The organism is Actinacidiphila yeochonensis CN732 (genome assembly GCF_000745345.1).
GTDB classification, from domain to species: Bacteria; Actinomycetota; Actinomycetes; order Streptomycetales; family Streptomycetaceae; genus Actinacidiphila; species Actinacidiphila yeochonensis.
Window position 1 is genome coordinate 2,338,343 of sequence record NZ_JQNR01000005.1, and the last position, 19,818, is coordinate 2,358,160.

The 19,818-nt window shown below is 71.0% G+C and carries 15 protein-coding genes; 11 read left to right on the forward strand and 4 right to left on the reverse strand.

The genetic code is table 11. The annotated features are described in order from the left end of the window. Nucleotides 1-105 precede the first annotated feature (105 nt). Together BS72_RS21905 and BS72_RS21910 are read right to left on the reverse strand one after the other, a co-directional pair. Nucleotides 106-714 (reverse strand): hypothetical protein, encoded by a 609-nt coding sequence (locus BS72_RS21905; RefSeq protein ID WP_037912845.1) that lies wholly within the window; start codon nt 712-714, stop codon nt 106-108. A gap of 833 nt (nt 715-1,547) precedes the next feature. Further along, the gene (locus tag BS72_RS21910) at nt 1,548-2,648 is read right to left on the reverse strand and encodes a hypothetical protein (protein WP_037912846.1); all 1,101 of its coding nucleotides are present in this window, start codon (nt 2,646-2,648) and stop codon (nt 1,548-1,550) included. A 376-nt stretch (nt 2,649-3,024) separates the two neighbouring features. On the opposite strand from BS72_RS21910, the gene typA reads away from it, so the two are divergent. The 11 genes from typA to BS72_RS21965 all read left to right on the forward strand — a co-directional run bounded on the left by typA (nt 3,025) and on the right by BS72_RS21965 (nt 17,455). Further along, complete coding sequence (gene typA / locus BS72_RS21915) at nt 3,025-4,893, forward strand: translational GTPase TypA (RefSeq protein WP_037912847.1); 1,869 nt, start codon at nt 3,025-3,027, stop codon at nt 4,891-4,893. 665 nt (nt 4,894-5,558) lie between these two features. Further along, the gene (locus tag BS72_RS21920; protein ID WP_037912848.1) at nt 5,559-7,196 is read left to right on the forward strand and encodes a peptide ABC transporter substrate-binding protein; all 1,638 of its coding nucleotides are present in this window, start codon (nt 5,559-5,561) and stop codon (nt 7,194-7,196) included. Nucleotides 7,197-7,275: 79 nt separating this feature from the next. Continuing rightward, nucleotides 7,276-8,199, forward strand: a complete 924-nt coding sequence (locus BS72_RS21925) for an ABC transporter permease (RefSeq protein WP_037912852.1) — start codon at nt 7,276-7,278, stop codon at nt 8,197-8,199. Beyond that, on the forward strand, nt 8,192-9,133 hold the full coding sequence (locus BS72_RS21930; RefSeq protein WP_037912854.1) for an ABC transporter permease: 942 nt from the start codon (nt 8,192-8,194) through the stop codon (nt 9,131-9,133). The genes BS72_RS21925 and BS72_RS21930 overlap by 8 nt, the downstream gene beginning before the upstream one ends. Nucleotides 9,134-9,144: 11 nt before the next feature. Beyond that, nucleotides 9,145-10,170, forward strand: a complete 1,026-nt coding sequence (locus tag BS72_RS21935) for an ABC transporter ATP-binding protein (RefSeq protein ID WP_037912857.1) — start codon at nt 9,145-9,147, stop codon at nt 10,168-10,170. Continuing rightward, nucleotides 10,163-11,302, forward strand: a complete 1,140-nt coding sequence (locus tag BS72_RS21940; RefSeq protein WP_051951408.1) for an ABC transporter ATP-binding protein — start codon at nt 10,163-10,165, stop codon at nt 11,300-11,302. Before BS72_RS21935 ends, BS72_RS21940 begins: the two co-directional genes overlap by 8 nt. Nucleotides 11,303-11,619: 317 nt before the next feature. Beyond that, nucleotides 11,620-13,257, forward strand: coding sequence for a peptide ABC transporter substrate-binding protein (locus BS72_RS21945; RefSeq protein WP_037912860.1), 1,638 nt, complete (start codon nt 11,620-11,622; stop codon nt 13,255-13,257). Between the two features lie 66 nt (nt 13,258-13,323). Next, nucleotides 13,324-14,247, forward strand: coding sequence for an ABC transporter permease (locus BS72_RS21950; protein ID WP_037912865.1), 924 nt, complete (start codon nt 13,324-13,326; stop codon nt 14,245-14,247). Then, nucleotides 14,240-15,241: an ABC transporter permease gene (locus BS72_RS21955; protein ID WP_037912866.1), complete on the forward strand. Its 1,002-nt coding sequence runs from the start codon at nt 14,240-14,242 to the stop codon at nt 15,239-15,241. The genes BS72_RS21950 and BS72_RS21955 overlap by 8 nt, the downstream gene beginning before the upstream one ends. A gap of 11 nt (nt 15,242-15,252) precedes the next feature. After that, nucleotides 15,253-16,398, forward strand: coding sequence for an ABC transporter ATP-binding protein (locus BS72_RS21960; RefSeq protein WP_078901539.1), 1,146 nt, complete (start codon nt 15,253-15,255; stop codon nt 16,396-16,398). Next, nucleotides 16,367-17,455, forward strand: coding sequence for an ABC transporter ATP-binding protein (locus BS72_RS21965; protein ID WP_051951410.1), 1,089 nt, complete (start codon nt 16,367-16,369; stop codon nt 17,453-17,455). The genes BS72_RS21960 and BS72_RS21965 overlap by 32 nt, the downstream gene beginning before the upstream one ends. 124 nt (nt 17,456-17,579) lie before the next feature. On the opposite strand, the gene BS72_RS21970 is transcribed toward BS72_RS21965, so the two are convergent. Together BS72_RS21970 and BS72_RS21975 are read right to left on the reverse strand one after the other, a co-directional pair. After that, nucleotides 17,580-18,695, reverse strand: coding sequence for an ABC transporter ATP-binding protein (locus BS72_RS21970; protein WP_037912867.1), 1,116 nt, complete (start codon nt 18,693-18,695; stop codon nt 17,580-17,582). Nucleotides 18,696-18,715: 20 nt separating this feature from the next. Beyond that, nucleotides 18,716-19,777, reverse strand: a complete 1,062-nt coding sequence (locus BS72_RS21975; protein WP_037912868.1) for an ABC transporter ATP-binding protein — start codon at nt 19,775-19,777, stop codon at nt 18,716-18,718. Nucleotides 19,778-19,818 lie beyond the last annotated feature (41 nt).

The window sequence follows — 19,818 nt, forward strand, 5'->3', positions numbered from 1 at the left end:
CGGCGCCCCCGCCGCGGCCCCACCGCCGCGCCGGGGCGCCGGGTGCTGCCAGGGCCGGGCCCGTCGGGGTGCGGCCTCCGACCGGGCCGCGGCCGGCCGGGCGTCTCAGGCCGTCGGCGCGAGTACCTCGGCGGTCGGGGCGGCCGGCGCGAGCAGCTCCGCGTCGGGGGCGAGACGGCGGGCGCGGCGCAGCGCCCTCGCGGCCTTGGCCGGGTGCCCGGCCGCGCGCAGGGCGACGGCCTGGACGGCGAACGCCTGCGCCCGGGTGAACCGGTCCGGAGCCCGGCGCGCGGACCTGGCGGCACGCCGGGCGGCCTGGCCCAGGTCGCCGGCGAGCAGCGACTCCAGCGCGCCCAGGGCGATGTTCCGGACCAGGGACGGGTGGATGCGGCGGATCGAGGCCAGGGCCGCGGCGAACTCGGGGCGGGCCGCCTCCGGGTCCCACAGCCGGGTGGCCGCACCGCAGCCGAGCGCGGTCGCGTAGACACCCAGCGCCTCTGCCTGGAGCTGCGGCACCCGGCTGGCCTCGGCCGCGGTGTGCGCGGCCCGCGCGCCCTCGTCGAAGCGCCCGGTCGCGACCGCGACCGCCGCGGCGACGGCCCGCCGCCGGGGGCCGTCGGCGGGGGCGCCGCCGCCAGCTCGGCGCGGGCCGCCGCCGCCCGGCCTGTCGCGAGCAGCCGGGCCGCGCGCACGGTCGCCGGGTCGCCCGCCCACTCCCGGACCACCTCGGCGCTCGGGCGGCTGGGCAGCCGCAACAGGATCCAGCCGGCGGCCATGGGCCGGTTCGCGGTGATCGGCAGGACCACCAGCACGGCCATCGCCCCCCATCCGACCGCGGCGGTCCTACCGCCGCCGCAGAGCGTCAGGGCCGCCGCGCCGGCCGCGGTGAGCAGCGCCGGGGCGGCGACGGCCGTCCACAGCCTCGGCCGCAACCCCGGCCGGTCCACGACCGCGAAGCGCAGGACGACCGGGAACAGCGGCAGGCGGCGGAGAACCAGCAGCCTCCCGCCCACCCGCAGGGAGCCGGCCCAGCGGCCCAGGCCGACCGACCATGACAGGGTGGAGAACCCGCCGGTGAGCGCCGCCGTCAGAGCGAGCAGCAGCATGAAGGCGGTGCCTCCCGCCAGGACGCCGAGCGCGAACAGCCACGGGATCACGGCGGAGCCCGGCAGGTCGTTCGCGCTGACGACCGTGCTGCCGAGCACGCCGAGGAGGCCCGCCAGCACCAGCATCGGCGCCCTCCGGATCGGCCTGCCCCTTCCCGGGGGCGGTACGGGGCACGGCGGAGGAGTGGAGGAGGCTCCGCCGAGGGAGGGCCCTCCGGGCGTGGAGCCGGGCACGGAGGGGTTCTCAGAGATGGTCACGTTCGGTGATCTTGGCACCAGAAATGGGCCCTCACCAGCGGTTTCTCGAAGTTGCCGATCTTTCTCGCGCCATCTCCCGGCCGGCCGGAAACGGGGACCGAACCCCTCGCGAACGGCGGTTGAACGACCTCCGCGCGGTCCCGTGCGCCCCCCTCCGCGTTCCCGCGACGGTTCCGGCCGGGCTCACCGGGCCGGCGCGAGCAGCTCCGCGTCGGGGGCGAGACGGCGGGCCCGGTCCAGGACCTTCGCGGCCTCGTCCGGGTGCCCGGCCGCGCGCAGGGCTACGGCCTGGACGGCGAACGCCTGGGCCCGGCTGAACCGGTCCGGGGCCAGCGACGCCGCCCTGGTGCTCCGCCGCAGGGCCTCCTTCAGGTCGCCGGCGAACATCGACTCCAGCGCGCCCAGCGCGGTCGCCTGGAGCAGGACCGGCTGGACGTTCCGGATCTCCTCCACCGCCGCGTGGAAGCCGGCCCGGACCTGCTCCGGCGTCCACAGCCGGGTGGCCACCCCGCTGCCGAGCGCGATCGCGTAGGCGCCCAGCGCGCCCGCCCGCAGCTGCGGAGCCCGGCTGGCGGCAGCGGAGGCCATCGCCGCCCGCGCACCCTCGTCGAACCGCCCGGCCGCCACGGCGACCGACGCGGCCACGGCCGTCCGCCGGGGGCCGCCGTCGGCGGGGGCGGCGGCCAGCTCCGCCCGGGCCGCCGCGATCCGGCCCGTGGAGAGCAGCCGGGCCGCCCGCAGGGACGCCGGGTCGTTGGCCCACTCCCGTACCGCCTCACCGCCGGCGCGGGTGGGCAGCCGCCACAGGGCCCAGCCGCGGGACATGGGCCGGTTCCAGCCGGTCAGCAGCACCAAGAGGACCAGGAGGGCCGCCCCCCAGCCGAGCGCGGCGAGCGCGGTGTCACCCGAAAGCACCAGGGCCGCGGCGCCGGCCGCGGTCAGCACCGTCGAGCCGGCGATGCCGCTCCACACGCGCAGCCGCAGGCCGGGCCGGTCGACGGCGATGACGCAGGCGTTGAACGGCACCGCCAGGAGCAGGCGGAAGACGACGAGGACGCCGCCCACCCGCACCGAGCCCAGCCACCGGCCCACTCCGACGGACGCGTACACCACCGAGAGCCCGCCGGTCAGCGCGGTCACCGCGGTGAGCAGCAGGGTGGACGCGGCGCCGCCCACCAGCAGCCCGAGGACGAAGAGCAGCGGGGCCGCGGCGCCGGTGTGCGGCAGCGCGTGGGAGGCGGCGAGCAGGCCGCCGGCACCGCCGCCGAGGCCGCCGACGGCCATGGCCGCCGCCCGCCGCCGGGGGCTCCGGCCCGGCCGGACCGCTCCGGAGGGCGGTGCCGGCGGCGGTGGGGCGGCGGGTTCGCCGGCGGCGGGGGCGTCGGGAACGGGAGGGTTCTCGGGTGAGGTCACGTTCGGTGATCTTTCCACCATGGACCGGCCACCACCAGGGGTTTCCCGTAGTCCGAAGCCCCCGTCCCGGCCCTGTTCCGGACCGGTCGCGGGCCGCATCCCGGCCGGTGGGGAGGACCGGTGGCGACGGAGGTCGGGGTGGGCCCCGTACCATGGGGTGAGGCCGTGGCGTGACTTGCCCGGCAGGCGGGCGCGCCGTACCGAGGAGCGCGACGCCACCCACGAACCCGGGAGAAGCGCCGCACCCATGTCCACCCGCCACGACATCCGCAACGTCGCCATCGTCGCCCACGTCGACCACGGCAAGACGACCCTCGTCGACGCCATGCTGAAGCAGGCGGGTGCGTTCGCCGCCCACCAGCACGTGGACGACCGGGTCATGGACTCCAACGACCTGGAACGCGAGAAGGGCATCACCATTCTCGCGAAGAACACGGCCGTGAAGTACCACCCGAAGGACGGTGGCGCCCCCGTCACCATCAACATCATCGACACCCCCGGCCACGCCGACTTCGGCGGTGAGGTCGAGCGCGGCCTGTCGATGGTGGACGCGGTGGTGCTGCTCGTCGACGCCTCCGAGGGCCCGCTGCCGCAGACCCGCTTCGTGCTGCGCAAGGCGCTGGCCGCCCGGCTGCCGGTGATCCTGTGCATCAACAAGACCGACCGCCCGGACTCCCGGATCGACGAGGTCGTCAACGAGACGTACGACCTGTTCCTGGACCTGGACGCGGACGAGGAGCAGATCGAGTTCCCGATCGTCTACGCCTGCGCCCGTGACGGCATCGCCTCGCTGACCAAGCCGGCGAACGGCACCGTGCCGGCCGACAGCGACAGCCTGGAGCCGTTCTTCTCCACCCTGCTCCAGCACGTCCCGGCGCCCACCTTCGAGGAGGACGCCCCCCTCCAGGCGCACGTCACCAACCTGGACGCGGACAACTTCCTCGGCCGTATCGCACTGCTGCGGGTCGAGAACGGGCACCTCAAGAAGGGCCAGACCGTCGCCTGGATCAGGCGCGACGGCACCGTGCAGAACGTCCGCATCTCCGAGCTGATGATGACCGAGGCGCTCACCCGCAAGCCGGCCGAGAGCGCCGGCCCCGGCGACATCTGCGCCGTCGCGGGCATCCCCGAGATCATGATCGGTGAGACGCTGGCCGACCCGGAGAACCCGGTGGCGCTGCCGCTGATCACCGTGGACGAGCCGGCCATCTCGATGACCATCGGCACCAACTCCTCCCCGCTGGTCGGCAAGGGCGGCAAGGGCCACAAGGTCACCGCGCGCCTGGTCAAGGACCGGCTGGAGCGCGAGCTGATCGGTAACGTCAGCCTCCGCGTGCTGCCCACCGAGCGGCCCGACACCTGGGAGGTGCAGGGCCGCGGCGAGCTGGCGCTGGCCATCCTGGTCGAGACGATGCGCCGGGAGGGCTTCGAGCTCACCGTCGGCAAGCCCGAGGTCGTCACCAAGGAGGTCGGCGGCAAGACGCACGAGCCGATCGAGCGGATGACGATCGACTCGCCCGAGGAGCACCTGGGCGCCATCACGCAGCTGATGGCCACCCGCAAGGGCCGCATGGAGACGATGACCAACCACGGCTCCGGCTGGATCCGCATGGAGTGGATCGTTCCTTCGCGCGGCCTGATCGGCTTCCGTACCGAGTTCCTCACCCAGACCCGCGGTACGGGCATCGCGCACTCCATCTTCGAGGGCCACGAGCCCTGGTTCGGCGAGCTGCGCACCCGCAACAACGGCTCCCTGGTCGCCGACCGCTCCGGCGTGGTCACCGCCTTCGCGATGACCAACCTGCAGGAGCGCGGCGTGCTGTTCACGGACCCCGGCACCGAGGTGTACGAGGGCATGATCGTCGGCGAGAACTCCCGCTCCGACGACATGGACGTCAACATCACCAAGGAGAAGAAGCTCACCAACATGCGGTCGTCCAACGCCGACGTGGCGGAGTCGATCGTGCCGCCGCGGAAGCTGTCGCTGGAGCAGTCGCTGGAGTTCTGCCGCGACGACGAGTGCATCGAGGTCACCCCGGAGACCGTCCGCATCCGCAAGGTCGTCCTGGACCAGAAGGAGCGCGGGCGCGCCGCCTCGCGGGCGAAGCACGCGTAAGCGCTGCCGCCGGGTCTGACGCAGCAGGGAACAACGGGGGGTGCCCCCCTGGGCACGGGTTCGCCGTCATCACGGCGGGGCCGGGCGCAGGGGGGCACCCCCTTTTTCCGGCGTACGTGTGTACGTGCGCAGGTGCGGCCGTCCGGCCGCGGCGGCGTTCGGCTCCTCAGCGCCGGCGACGCGCTCGCGGCCGTTACGCACAGTCGTTCCCCGCCCCGCCGGCGGCGGGGCGGCGGGCCGGGGAGCGGGTGGGTCCTGGGTACTGGCGGGTGTTCCGGGCGTGGTTCCGGTTATCGGTGCGGGGGACGCCGACAGGGGATCAGTGGTTCCCAAGATCGTCCGGATATCGGACAGCGACAGGCGGAAATCGGCGTGTGAAATATCACTCTGTCCCTTTTGGCATCGTATGCGTATGGGGCGGAATGTCCGAATTTCAAGACCGCATACGGCCCTTCTGTGACCGAAGCGAGATCTCGCGCGTTCCGGACGGAGCTGAAAGTGGCGGATAGTGGACGGTGTTGAGCTCGGGTCAATGGGTCACGCGCAGCTACGCGCCGACTCACGAGCATCGGAGGCCGGTAGCCACTGTCAGGGGTGTCAGGGGCGGACGGCCTCCTCACGTATCGAAGTGCGTATTCGACAGTGACTCCTGAGGAGGCATACCCATGCGCGGTGCCAAGAGCGCCAAGTGGGTCGTAGGGGCGGCAGTGATCGGCCTGGCCGCGACCGCCTGCGGTTCCGGGGGAACCAGCAGCGCCGGCGGTTCGAACGACGGCATCGTCCGGGCCTGGTGGGGCGACCCGCAGAACCCGCTGGAGCCGGCGAACACCACCGAGGTGCAGGGCGGCAAGGTCCTGGACATGATCTTCATGGACCTCAAGGAGTACGACTCCACCACGGGTGCGGCGAAGCTTGAGGCCGCCCAGTCGATCACCACGAACGACCAGCAGAACTTCACCATCAAGCTCAAGCCGAACCTGAAGTTCTCCGACGGCACCGCCGTCACCGCCCACTCCTTCGTGGACGCCTGGAACTACGGCGCGCTGCTCACCAACAAGCAGCTGAACGCCTACTTCTTCGAGGACATCGAGGGCTACGACAAGGTCCACCCGGACTCGGGCCAGCCGACCGCGAAGACGATGTCCGGCCTCAAGGTCGTCGACAACGACACCTTCACGGTGAAGCTGAACCAGAAGTTCTCCACCTGGCCGGACCGCCTCGGCTACAAGGCGTTCGCGCCGCTGCCGAAGGAGTTCTTCACCGACCACGCCGCCTACCTGAACAAGCCGGTGGGCGACGGGCCGTACAAGATCGTGTCGTACACGAAGGGCTCCAGCATGAAGCTGGTCCCGAACCCGTACTACACCGGGCCGAGCAAGCCGAAGAACAAGGGCGTGCTGCTGAAGGTCTACACGAGCTCGGAGACCGCCTACGCCGACCTGCAGGCCGGCAACCTGGACGTCCTGGACGACGTCCCGGCCGAGGACCTCAGCCACGTCAAGTCCGACCTGGACGGCCGCTACCTGAACCAGCCGGCCGGCATCAACCAGACCATCTCGTTCCCGCTGAACCAGAAGGCCTGGAACGCCCCGGGCATGGACAAGGTGCGCGTCGGCCTGTCGATGGCGATCGACCGCAAGACGATCACCCAGAAGATCTTCCAGGGCACCCGCACCCCGGCCACCGACTTCACCTCCCCGGTGCTGGGCGCGGCCGGCGGCTTCAGCAGCGACCTCGCCGGCGACTCCCTCACGTACAACCCGGCCAAGGCGCGCGAGCTGATCAAGGAGGGCGGCGGCATCCCCGGCGGTCACATGACCATCGGCTACAACGCCGACTCCGGCTCCCACAAGGAGTGGGTGGACGCGGTCTGCAACAGCATCAACAACGTGCTGGGCGACAACAAGGCCTGCGTCGGGGCCCCGACGGGCACCTTCGCGGACTTCCGCAACCAGATCACCAACGGTGAGATGACCAACCCGTTCCGTGCGGGCTGGCAGATGGACTACCCGCTGATCGACGACTTCCTGACGCCGCAGTACGCGACCGGTGGCAGCTCGAACGACGCGCACTACAGCAACCCGAAGTTCGACGCCCTGATCAAGCAGGCCGACGCCGCCCCGGACGCCGCCAAGGCGACCGCGCTGTACCAGCAGGCGGAGAAGCTGCTCTTCACGGACATGCCGGCCATCCCGCTCTGGTACCAGGACGGCCAGGCCGGCTGGTCCTCGCGGGTCTCCAACGTGACGGAGAACTCGTTCAGCTTCCCCGTCTACACCGACATCACGGTCAACAACAGCTGACCGGGTAGTCGCGGCCCGCCCGGCCCTGTCACCCCAGGGCCGGGCGGCGCCGAACCCTGAACCACGGAAGGACACACACATGGGGCGCTACGTCGTCCGACGACTGCTCCAGATGGTGCCGGTCTTCATCGGTACGACCTTCCTGATCTTCGTCATGGTCTACGCACTCGGCGACCCCGTGGCCGCGATGTTCGGCGACAAAACGCCCGACCCGGCCACGGCGGCCCAGATCAGGCACGCGTTGTACCTGGACCACTCGCTTCCCGCGCAGTACGTGCACTACATGAAGCAGATCTTCACCGGGAACTTCGGTACCGCCGCGACCGGCCAGCCGGTCACCCAGCTGATGGGTACCGCCTTCCCGGTGACCCTCCGGCTCACCCTCGTGGCGTTCGCGATCGAGGCCGTGGTCGGTATCGGCCTGGGCCTGCTCGCGGGCATGCGCCGGGGCCGCTTCGCCGACAACGGCGTGCTGGTCTTCACGCTGCTCGTGGTGGCCGTGCCGACCTTCGTCACCGGCTACCTGCTCCAGTACTTCCTGGGCGTGAAGTGGCACGTGGCGAACCCGGCGGTGGCCGAGGGCGCGCCCATCGGCGACCTGATCCTCCCCGGCCTGGTGCTGGCCGCGGTGTCGCTCGCGTACGTCGCGCGCCTGACCCGCACCTCGGTCGCGGAGAACGCCCGCGCGGACTACGTCCGCACGGCCGTCGCCAAGGGCCTGCCGCGGCGCCGCGTCGTCACCGTGCACCTGCTGCGCAACTCGCTGATCCCCGTGGTGACGTTCCTCGGCACCGACATCGGCGGCCTGATGGCCGGCGCCGTCGTGACCGAGCGCATCTTCAACGTGCACGGCGTCGGCTACCAGCTCTACCAGGGCATCCTGCGCGAGAACCCGCCGACCGTGGTCGGCTTCGTCACCATCCTGGTGATCATCTTCCTCGCCGCCAACCTGCTCGTCGACCTGCTCTACGCGGTCCTGGACCCGAGGATTCGGTATGCCTGACACGACCGACACCGCGGCCGCCGTGGCCACCCCCGCCGTCCCGCTCGCCGCGGCCGCCACCGGCGGCCCGGCCGGCCCGGAGCAGGAGAAGGCGCGCAGTCTGTGGAGCGACGCGTGGGAGGACCTGCGCCGCAAGCCGATGTTCTGGATATCCGGGCTGCTGATCCTCTTCCTGATCGTCATCTCGCTGTGGCCCGGCCTGATCGCCAGCGGCAACCCGCTCGCCTGCGACCTGGCCAAGTCCCAGAACGGCCCCACCGCGGGCCACCCCTTCGGGTTCGACACGCAGGGCTGCGACGTCTACACCCGCACCGTGTACGGCGCCCGCGCCTCGGTGTCGGTGGGCATCTTCTCCACCCTCGGGGTGGCGGTGCTCGGTTCGGTGCTGGGCGGCCTCGCCGGGTTCTTCGGCGGCTGGTGGGACGCGATCCTCTCCCGGATCAGCGACATCTTCTTCGGCATCCCGATCCTGCTCGGCGGCGTCGTCTTCCTGTCCGTGGTCAAGGGCGGCACCGTCACCACGGTCACCCTGTTCATGGTGCTGCTGGGCTGGCCGCAGATCGCGCGTATCGCCCGCGGCGCGGTGATCACCGCCAAGCAGCAGGACTACGTGCAGGCGGCCCGCGCGCTGGGCGCCGGCAACACCCGGATGCTGCTGCGGCACATCGCGCCCAACGCGCTCGCGCCGATCATCGTCGTCGCGACGATCGCGCTGGGCACCTACATCTCCCTTGAGGCGACGCTGTCGTTCCTCGGCGTCGGCCTCAAGCCGCCGGCCGTGTCCTGGGGTATCGACATCTCCCAGGCGTCGGACCAGATCCGCAACGCCCCGCACATGCTGCTGTGGCCGGCCGGCGCGCTCAGCATCACGGTGCTGGCGTTCATCATGCTCGGCGACGCGGTCCGCGACGCCCTCGACCCCAAGCTGCGCTAGGAGGGCGTACGTTGACAGCCATCGACGAGAGGGCGGGCGCTACGCCCGCCAAGACCACCGGGCCGCTGCTGGACGTCCGCGACCTGCACGTGGAGTTCCACACCCGGGACGGCGTCGCGCACGCCGTCAACGGTGTGAACTACTCGGTGAACGCGGGCGAGACGCTGGCGGTGCTCGGTGAGTCCGGCTCCGGCAAGTCCGTCACCGCGCAGGCCGTCATGGGCATCCTCGACATGCCGCCCGGCCGCATCCCGCAGGGCGAGATCCTCTTCCAGGGCCAGGACCTGCTGAAGATGTCCGCCGAGGCGCGCCGCAAGATCCGCGGCCGGAAGATCGGCATGATCTTCCAGGACGCGCTGTCCTCCCTCAACCCGGTGCTGAGCGTGGGCTACCAGCTCGGCGAGATGTTCCGGGTGCACCAGGGGATGTCGCGCAAGGACGCCAAGGCCAAGGCGATCGAGCTGATGGACCGGGTGCGCATCCCGGCCGCCAAGCAGCGGGTCGGCGACTACCCGCACCAGTTCTCCGGCGGTATGCGCCAGCGCATCATGATCGCGATGGCCATCGCCCTGGAGCCCGACCTGGTGATCGCCGACGAGCCCACCACCGCCCTGGACGTCACCGTCCAGGCCCAGGTGATGGACCTGCTCGCGGAGCTCCAGCGCGAGTCCAACATGGGCCTGATCCTGATCACCCACGACCTCGGCGTGGTCGCCGACGTCGCGGACAAGATCGCCGTGATGTACGCGGGGCGGATCGTCGAGCACGCGCCGGTCCACGAGATCTACCGCACCCCGGCCCACCCCTACACCCAGGGCCTGCTGCGCTCGATCCCGCGGGTGGACCAGAAGGGCCAGGAGCTCTACGCCATCCAGGGCCTGCCGCCCAACCTGACCCGCATCCCGTCCGGCTGCGCCTTCAACCCGCGCTGCCCGATGGCCCAGGACGTGTGCCGCACCGACGTGCCGACGCTGCACGCCGTCGGCGCCGGGCGCGGGAGCGCCTGCCACTTCTGGAAGGAGACCCTCGGTGGCTGAGATCCGGACTCCGAACGAGACCCCCGCGCAGACCTCGCAGGACCGGGGCGAACCGATCCTGCGGGTGCGCAACCTGGTCAAGCACTTCCCGCTCACCCGGGGCATCATCGTCCAGAAGCAGGTCGGCGCCGTGAAGGCCGTCGACGGCGTCTCCTTCGACCTGTACGCGGGGGAGACGCTGGGCATCGTCGGCGAGTCGGGCTGCGGCAAGTCGACCGTGGCCAAGCTGCTGATGAACCTGGAGCGGGCCACCTCCGGCGAGGTGTTCTACAAGGGCGAGGACATCACCAAGCTGTCGGGGCGTGCCCTGAAGGCGGTGCGCCGCAACATCCAGATGGTCTTCCAGGACCCGTACACCTCGCTCAACCCCCGGATGACGGTCGGCGACATCATCGGCGAGCCCTTCGACATCCACCCCGAGGTGGCGCCCAAGGGCGACCGCCGCCAGCGGGTGCGCGAGCTGCTCGACGTGGTCGGCCTCAACCCCGAGTACATCAACCGCTACCCGCACCAGTTCTCCGGCGGCCAGCGCCAGCGCATCGGCATCGCCCGCGGCCTCGCGCTCAACCCGGAGATCATCATCTGCGACGAGCCGGTCTCCGCGCTCGACGTCTCGGTGCAGGCGCAGGTCGTCAACCTGATGGCGAAGCTCCAGGACGAGTTCGGCCTCTCCTACGTCTTCATCGCGCACGACCTGTCGATCGTCCGGCACATCTCCGACCGGGTCGGCGTGATGTACCTGGGCCGGATCGCGGAGATCGGCACCGACTCCGAGATCTACGAGCACCCCACCCACCCGTACACCCAGGCCCTGCTGTCGGCCGTGCCGGTGCCGGACCCCGAGGCGCGCGAGCGCCGCGGGGAGGCGGCGGCCGAGGCCGCCCGCGAGGAGGGCGCGCCCACCCACGGCGGCCGCATCATCCTCACCGGCGACGTGCCCTCCCCGGCCAACCCGCCGTCCGGCTGCCGGTTCCGCACCCGCTGCTGGAAGGCGCAGGACCGGTGCGCGCAGGAGAGCCCGCTGCTGGCGGTGCCCGAGGTGTTCCAGGGCACCGGCACCCCGGCCGAGCACCTCTCGGCCTGCCACTTCGCCGAGGAGCGGGACGTCGTGGGCGCCGCCGACGCCGCCTGACCCGCCGCCCGCCCAGCGCAGCGCCCCGTTCCGCCACCCGGCGGGCGGGGCGCTGCGCCGTGTCCGGGCACCCCGGCCGCGCCGCGCGGCTCAGGGGCCGCCGCTTTCGCACACCCCTGCTTCGCGCACACCTGCTTCGTACGCCTCTTCGACGCCGAGCCGGTCGGCCGCCGCCGTCCGGGTGAACCCCGGGTCGGGCGCCTCCCGGACGCCGCCACTTTCTTCCCGCGACACGGGGCCGAAGAGGTGCAGTGGTGCCCGACTTGCGATGTCATGGGTAGTCACGTCCCATTTGTGACCCCATGAGGAGGCGTTCGATGCGCGGAGCCACGCGCGTGAGGTGTGCTGTCGGCGTGCTGGCCGTCGCGCTGGCCGCCACCGCCTGCGGCGGCGGAAGCAGCGGTGGCGGTGGCGGCAGCGGCGACGGCGTCGTCCGTGCTTCCTGGGGTGACCCGCAGAACCCGTTGGAGCCCGCCGACACCAACGAGGTGCAGGGCGGCAAGGTGCTCGACATGATCTTCCGCGGCCTGAAGATCTACAACCCGAAGACCGCCGCGGCCGAGAACGAGATCGCCCAGTCGATCACCAGCAGCGACAGCCAGAACTTCGACATCAAGCTCAAGCCGGGCTGGAAGTTCAGCAACGGCGAGGCGGTCACCTCCGACTCGTTCATCAACGCCTGGAACTACGGCGCCGATCTGCGGAACGCCCAGCTCAACGCCTTCTTCTTCGCGCAGATCGACGGCTACTCCAAGGTCCACCCGGACGCCTCCGGGGCCAAGGCCACCGCGACCAAGCTCTCCGGTCTGACGAAGGTCTCCGACACCGAGTTCAAGGTGAAGCTCAACCAGAAGTTCTCGCTGTGGCCCGACACCCTCGGCTACGCGGCCTTCTACCCGCTGCCGCAGGCGTTCTTCAGCAACCACGCCGCCTGGCTGTCCAAGCCGATCGGCAACGGCCCGTACGAGATCTCCTCGTACACCAAGGGCAGCGGCATGTCGCTGCGCAAGTGGGACGCCTACCCGGGCAGCGACCCCGCCGCCAACAGCGGCGTCGACCTGCGGGTCTACACCGACAACAACACCGCCTACACCGACCTCCAGGCCGGCAACATCGACGTCGTCGACGACATCCCGGCCAACCAGCTCAAGAACGTCAAGGCGGACCTCGGCAGCCGTTACATCAACGAGCCGGCCGGCCTCAACCAGACCCTCACCTTCCCGCTGTACGCCAGCAACTGGTCCTCGGCGAAGTCGGCGCTGGTCCGGCAGGGCCTGTCGATGGCGATCAACCGCCCGCAGATCACGAAGGCGATCTTCCAGGACACCCGCACCCCGGCCACCGACTGGACCTCGCCGGTGCTCGGCGACGCCGGCGGCTACAAGGCGGGGCTGTGCGGCCAGGAGTGCGAGTACAACCCGACCAAGGCCAAGCAGCTGATCCAGCAGGGCGGCGGCCTGCCCAGCGGCGGGATCACCATCGGCTACAACGCCGACACCGGCTCCCACAAGGAGTGGGTGGACGCCGTCTGCAACAGCATCAACAACGTGCTGGGCGACAACCACGCCTGCGTGGGGGCGCCCACCGGCACCTTCGCCGACTTCCGGAACAAGATCACCAACAAGCAGGTGACCATGCCGTTCCGGTCCGGCTGGCAGATGGACTACCCGCTGATCCAGGACTTCCTCCAGCCGCTGTTCTACACCGACGCCTCGTCGAACGACTCGCACTACAACAACCCGCAGTTCGACAAGCTGGTCGACCAGGCCAACGCCGAGACCGACAGCGGCAAGGCCATCGGGCTCTTCCAGGACGCGGAGAGGCTCCTGGTCAAGGACATGCCCGCGATCCCGCTCTGGTACCAGAACGGCAACGCCGGCTACTCCACCAACGTCTCGAACGTCATCCTCAACCCCTTCAGCGTCCCGGTCTACAACGAGATCAAGGTCAAGTGAGACCAGCGGAGGCCGCACCGGGCTCCCCGGTGCGGCTTCCGCCCGCTCCCGGTGCAGGAGGTCCCCATGGGACGCTATGTGATCAGGCGGCTGCTCCAGATGATCCCGGTGTTCATCGGCAGCACGTTCCTGATCTTCTTCATGGTCTACGCGCTCGGCGACCCGGTCGCCGCGCTCTTCGGCGAGCGCGCCCCGGACCCGGCGACCGCCCAGCAGATCCGCCACGACCTGTATCTGGACCACTCGTTGGGCGCCCAGTACCTGCACTACATGAAGAACATCTTCGTCGGCGACTTCGGCACCGCCTTCAACGGACAGTCCGTCACCGCCCTGATGGGCAGCGCCTTCCCGGTCACCATCCGGCTGACGATCGTGGCGATCATCTTCGAGATCATCATCGGCATCCTGCTCGGCGTCATCACCGGCATGCGCCGCGGCAAGCCCGTCGACACCGGCGTGCTGCTGCTGACCCTGGTGGTCATCTCGGTGCCCACCTTCGTCACCGGCTACGTGCTCCAGTACGTCTTCGGCGTCCGGCTGGGGTGGACCGCGCCCTCGGTGTCGCCCAGCGCCCCCTTCAACGAGCTGATCCTGCCCGGCCTGGTGCTCGCCCTGGTCTCGCTCGCGTACGTCACCCGGCTGACCCGCACCTCGATCGCGGAGAACACCCGGGCCGACTACGTGCGCACCGCCATCGCCAAGGGCCTGCCCCGGCGCCGCGTCATCACCCGGCACCTGCTGCGCAACTCGCTGATCCCGGTGATCACCTTCATCGGCACCGACATCGGCGCCCTCATGGGAGGCGCGATCGTCACCGAGCGGATCTTCAACATCCACGGCGTCGGCTACCAGCTCTACCAGGGCATCCTGCGCAACAACGCGCCCACCGTGGTCGGCTTCGTCACCGTCCTGGTGCTGGTCTTCCTGCTGGCCAACCTGCTCGTCGACCTGCTGTACGCGGTCCTGGACCCGAGGATTCGGTATGCCTGACGGAAAAGACCCGCTGGAACCGGTGGACCCCAACCAGGCCATCGCGCCCGGCGGCGGCTACGGCGGGGGCATGGACCTGGCGGCGGCCGACGCGCAGAGCCTGGAGAAGGAGCCCGGCCACGGGCAGGACGCCGGCGGGCCCACCGGCAAGCCGCGCAGCCTGTGGTCGGACGCCTGGCGCGACCTGCGGCGCAACCCGATCTTCATCATCTCCGCGCTGATCATCCTCTTCCTGGTCTTCATCGCGATCTGGCCCGGCACCATCGCCACCCAGGACCCGCTGGCGGCCAACCTGGCCCGCGCCCAGGAGGGGTCGGCCCCCGGCCACCCCTTCGGCTTCGACACCCAGGGCCGCGACGTCTACACCCGGGTGGTCTACGGCGCCCGCGCCTCGGTGACCGTCGGCGTCTGCGCCACCGCCGGCGTGGTCATCCTCGGCTCGGTCCTGGGCGGGCTGGCCGGGTTCTTCGGCGGCTGGTGGGACGGGGTCCTGTCGCGGATCAGCGACGTCTTCTTCGGCATCCCGGTGATCCTCGGCGGCCTGGTCTTCCTGTCGGTGGTCACCAACTCCACCGTCTGGCCGGTCGTCGGCTTCATGGTGCTGCTGGGCTGGCCGCAGATCGCCCGTATCGCCCGCGGCTCCGTCATCACCGCCCGGCAGAACGACTACGTGCAGGCCGCCCGCGCCCTGGGCGCCGGCAACAGCCGGATGCTGGTGCGGCACATCGCGCCCAACGCGGTGGCCCCCGTCATCGTCGTCGGCACCATCGCGCTGGGCACCTACATCGCGCTCGAAGCCACCCTGTCCTACCTGGGCGTCGGTCTGAAGCCGCCCACCGTCTCCTGGGGCATCGACATCTCCGACGCCTCCACCGAGATCCGCAACGCCCCCCACATGCTGCTGTGGCCGGCCGGCGCGCTCAGCCTGACCGTCCTGGCGTTCATCATGCTCGGCGACGCGGTCCGCGACGCCCTCGACCCCAAACTGCGCTGAGGAGGCGGGCCATGGCGACAGAAGCCTCAGCCGCGAGCGGCGGCAACGGCACCGGCGGCGGAGCCGGCCCGGCCGGCGGCACCGGCGGCGGCACCGAGGAGCCCACCGCCCCGGCGGCGGCTCCCCGTACCGGCGGCACCGGCGGCGGCGAGGACGCCCCGCTGCTGGACGTCCGCGACCTGCACGTGGAGTTCCGCACCCGGGAGGGCACCGCCAAGGCGGTCAACGGCGTCAGCTACTCGGTCAACGCGGGCGAGACGCTGGCGGTGCTCGGCGAGTCCGGCTCCGGCAAGTCCGTCACCGCCCAGGCCATCATGGGCATCCTCGACTCCCCGCCCGGCTTCATCAGCCGCGGCCAGGTCCTCTTCCACGGCCAGGACCTGCTCAAGCTCAAGTCCGAGGAGCGGCGCAAGATCCGCGGCGCGCGGATGGCGATGGTCTTCCAGGACGCGCTGTCCGCCCTCAACCCCGTGCTCAGCGTCGGCGAGCAGCTCGGCGAGATGTTCCGGGTGCACCGCGGCATGTCCCGCAAGGAGGCCCGCGCCCAGGCCGTCGAGCTGATGGACCGGGTGCGCATCCCGGCCGCCCGGGAACGGGTCAAGCAGTACCCGCACCAGTTCTCCGGCGGCATGCGGCAGCGCGTCATGATCGCCATGGCGATGGCCCTGGAACCCGAGCTGATCATCGCCGACGAGCCCACCACCGCCCTGGACGTCACCGTCCAGGCCCAGGTGATGGACCTGCTCGCGGAGCTCCAGCGCGAGTACCGGATGGGGCTGATCCTGATCACCCACGACCTCGGCGTGGTCGCCGACGTCGCGGACAAGATCGCCGTGATGTACGCCGGGCGGATCGTCGAGACCTCCCCGGTCCACGACATCTACCGCGCCCCGGCGCACCCCTACACCCGCGGCCTGCTCGACTCCATCCCCCGGGTGGACCTCAAGGGGCAGGAGCTGTACGCCATCAAGGGCCTGCCGCCCAACCTGCTGCGCATCCCCTCCGGCTGCGCCTTCCACCCGCGCTGCCCGCGCGCCCGGGAGGTGTGCCGCACCGACGTCCCCCCGCTGTACCGGGTCAGTGCCGACCGGGCGAGCGCCTGCCACTTCTGGAAGGAGACCCTGGATGACGACCGCGCCCCGTCCGGCGACGCCTGAACACCCCTCGGCGCCCGACCCCGCCGGCCGCGAACCCATCCTGCGGGTGCGCAACCTGGTCAAGCACTTCCCGCTCACCCAGGGCATCCTCTTCAAGAAGCAGGTCGGCGCCGTCCAGGCCGTCGACGGGGTGAGCTTCGACCTCTACCCGGGGGAGACGCTGGGTATCGTCGGCGAGTCCGGCTGCGGCAAGTCGACCGTGGCCAAGCTGCTGATGAACCTGGAACGCCCCACCTCGGGCGAGATCCTCTACAAGGGCGAGGACATCACCAAGCTCTCCGGCCGGGCCCTGAAGGCGGTGCGCCGCAACATCCAGATGGTCTTCCAGGACCCGTACACCTCGCTCAACCCCCGGATGACGGTCGGCGACATCATCGGCGAGCCCTTCGACATCCACCCCGAGGTGGCGCCCAAGGGCGACCGTCGGCGCCGCGTCCGGGAGCTGCTGGACGTGGTCGGCCTCAACCCGGAGTACATCAACCGCTACCCGCACCAGTTCTCCGGCGGCCAGCGGCAGCGCATCGGCATCGCCCGCGGCCTGGCCCTGCGGCCGGAGGTGATCGTCGCCGACGAGCCGGTCTCCGCGCTGGACGTCTCGGTGCAGGCGCAGGTGATCAACCTGATGGAGAAGCTGCAGGACGAGTTCGGCATGGCGTACATGTTCATCGCGCACGACCTGTCGATCGTCCGGCACATCTCCGACCGGGTCGGCGTGATGTACCTGGGCCGGGTGGTCGAGATCGGCGCCGACGCCGAGATCTACGAGCACCCCACCCACCCGTACACCCAGGCCCTGCTGTCGGCGGTGCCGATGCCCAACCCCGAGGCACGCGAGCACCGGGAGCGGATCATCCTCACCGGGGACGTGCCCTCCCCGGCCAACCCGCCCTCCGGCTGCCGGTTCCGCACCCGCTGCTGGAAGGCGCAGCAGCGGTGCGTCGAGGAGGACCCGCTGCTGGCCGTCCCGGAGATCTACCGCGGCACCGCCGGCCCGGCCGAGCACCCCTCGGCCTGCCACTTCGCCGAGGAGAAGCAGGTCGTACCGCCCGAGGAGTGACGCCGGGCCAGGACCCCGGTCCGGTGGACCGGGGCCGGGAAACGCCGGACGGCCCGTACCCGGGGTGGTGCTGGGGTGTCCGGGTACGGACCGTCTCCGAGCGGAGGCCGCGGGCGAGCCCGGGTCAGAGGGTCTTCTTGTCCTCGGTCTCCTCGATCGCGGCGAGCGCCGGGTCGAGGACGATGTCCTCGCCGCGGCCCGCGACCGTCGGCTCCTCCGGGAAGTGGCACGCCGTCAGGTGGCCTTCGCTGTTGCCGCCCAGCTGGATCAGCGGCGGCTCCTGCTCGGCGCACTTGTCCTGCGCCTTCCAGCACCGGGTGCGGAAGCGGCAGCCGGACGGCGGGTTGATCGGCGACGGGACGTCGCCGGCCAGCCGGATGCGCTCGCGCCCGTTGTCGTCCGGGTCCGCCTCGGGCGCCGCCGACAGCAGCGCGTGCGTGTACGGGTGGCGCGGCGAGTTGTAGATCGAGTCGCGGTCGCCGATCTCCACGATCTTGCCCAGGTACATCACCGCCACCCGCTGCGAGAAGTGCCGGACGATCGCCAGGTCGTGCGCGATGAACAGGAACGCGATGCCCAGTTCCCGCTGCACCTTCTGGAGCAGGTTGACCACCTGCGCCTGGATCGACACGTCCAGCGCGGAGACCGGCTCGTCGGCGACGATCAGCTTCGGGTTGAGCGCCAGCGCCCGGGCCACCCCGATGCGCTGCCGCTGGCCGCCGGAGAACTCGTGCGGGAAGCGGTTGTAGTGCTCCGGGTTGAGGCCGACGATCTCCAGCAGCTCCCGCACCCGGCGTTCGAGCCCCCCGGGCGGGTTGATGCCGTTGACCTCCATCGGGCCGGAGATGATCGTGCCGACCGTGTGCCGCGGGTTGAGCGAGGCGTACGGGTCCTGGAAGATCATCTGGATCTCGGACCGGACCGGCGCCAGCTCCCTGCGGGAGGCGTGCGTGATGTCCTGGCCGGCGTAGGCGACGCGGCCGCCGGTCGGCTCCAGCAGCCGGGTCACCAGCCGGCCGGTGGTGGACTTGCCGCAGCCGGACTCGCCGACCATGCCGAGCGACTCGCCCTTGTCGATGTGGAAGTCGAGCCCGTCGACGGCCCGCACGGCCCCGACCTTGCGCTTGAGCAGGAAGCCGCCGTTGATCGGGAAGTGCTTCTGGAGGCCGGTGACCTCCAGGATGCGCTCACCGGAGGGACGGGGGGCCGGCACCTGCTCCAGGGTCTGCTGTTCACTCATTGCTGGTTCCTCGGTCCTGGTCAGCTCAGCCGCGGCTTGATGTGCTCGTCGAAAAGGGTCTGCTTCTGCTCCGCCGTGAGGTGGCAGGCCGCGCCCCGACCCGGCGCCAGCTGGGGCCGCTCGGTCGCGCAGCGGTCACCGGAGACGTGCTCGCTGAACGCGCAGCGCGCCTCGAACGGGCAGCCGGTCGGCGGGTTCAGCAGGCTGGGCGGGGTGCCCGGGATCGGCGTCAGCGGGACGTCGACCGAGGCCGACAGCCGCGGGATCGAGCTCAGCAGCCCCCACGCGTAGGGGTGCTCGGGGGTCTTGAGGATGTCCCGGACGGTGCCGCGCTCGACGACCCGGCCCGAGTACATCACCACCACGTCGTCCGCGGTGTCCGCGATCACGCCGAGGTCGTGGGTGATCAGGATGATGGCCGTGCCGGTCTCCTGCTGGAGGTCCTTGAGCAGGTCCAGGATCTGCGCCTGCACCGTCACGTCCAGCGCGGTGGTCGGCTCGTCCGCGATCACCAGGTCCGGGTCGCAGACCAGCGCCATGGCGATCATCGCGCGCTGCCGCATACCGCCGGAGAACTGGTGCGGGTAGTCGTCCACCCGGGTCTGCGGCTGCGGGATGCCGACCCTGGCCAGCATCTCGACGGCCCGCTCCCGCGCCGCCTTCTTCGAGGCGCCGGTGTGCTTCATGTACGGCTCGGCGATCTGCCGCCCGATCGTGTAGTACGGCGACAGGGCGGTCAGCGAGTCCTGGAAGATCATCGACATCTTGTTGCCGCGCAACCGCTGCAGGCTGCGGTCCGTGGCGCCCACGATCTCCTGGCCCTCAAGCTGGATGGAGCCGGTGATCGTGGTGTTGCGGGGGTTGTGCAGGCCCAGGATGGCCATGTTGCTGACGGACTTGCCGGAGCCGGACTCACCGACGATGCCCAGGGTCTTGCCCCGGTCCAGGTCGAAGGAGAGCCCGTCCACCGCCTTCACAGTGCCGTCCTCGGTGGCGAACTGCACACGCAGGTCACGCACCGAGAGGAAGTGCTCGGTGTCCTGAGGCGCGGACCCGGCCTCGGGCTTCGTCATGATGGTCACGGCGGGTTCTCCTACCGGGTGGTGCGCTGGTGGCGGGGGGT

Bases quoted from the DNA above. Each gene is read 5' to 3' on its own strand.
- BS72_RS21965 (WP_051951410.1), top strand. From the start codon at position 16,367: ATGACGACCGCGCCCCGTCCGGCGACGCCTGAACACCCCTCGGCGCCC.
- BS72_RS21955 (WP_037912866.1), top strand. From the start codon at position 14,240: ATGCCTGACGGAAAAGACCCGCTGGAACCGGTGGACCCCAACCAGGCC.
- BS72_RS21920 (WP_037912848.1), top strand. From the start codon at position 5,559: ATGCGCGGTGCCAAGAGCGCCAAGTGGGTCGTAGGGGCGGCAGTGATC.
- BS72_RS21970 (WP_037912867.1), bottom strand. From the start codon at position 18,695: ATGAGTGAACAGCAGACCCTGGAGCAGGTGCCGGCCCCCCGTCCCTCC.
- BS72_RS21930 (WP_037912854.1), top strand. From the start codon at position 8,192: ATGCCTGACACGACCGACACCGCGGCCGCCGTGGCCACCCCCGCCGTC.
- BS72_RS21910 (WP_037912846.1), bottom strand. From the start codon at position 2,648: ATGGCCGTCGGCGGCCTCGGCGGCGGTGCCGGCGGCCTGCTCGCCGCC.
- BS72_RS21925 (WP_037912852.1), top strand. From the start codon at position 7,276: ATGGGGCGCTACGTCGTCCGACGACTGCTCCAGATGGTGCCGGTCTTC.
- BS72_RS21960 (WP_078901539.1), top strand. From the start codon at position 15,253: ATGGCGACAGAAGCCTCAGCCGCGAGCGGCGGCAACGGCACCGGCGGC.
- BS72_RS21945 (WP_037912860.1), top strand. From the start codon at position 11,620: ATGCGCGGAGCCACGCGCGTGAGGTGTGCTGTCGGCGTGCTGGCCGTC.
- BS72_RS21950 (WP_037912865.1), top strand. From the start codon at position 13,324: ATGGGACGCTATGTGATCAGGCGGCTGCTCCAGATGATCCCGGTGTTC.
- typA (WP_037912847.1), top strand. From the start codon at position 3,025: ATGTCCACCCGCCACGACATCCGCAACGTCGCCATCGTCGCCCACGTC.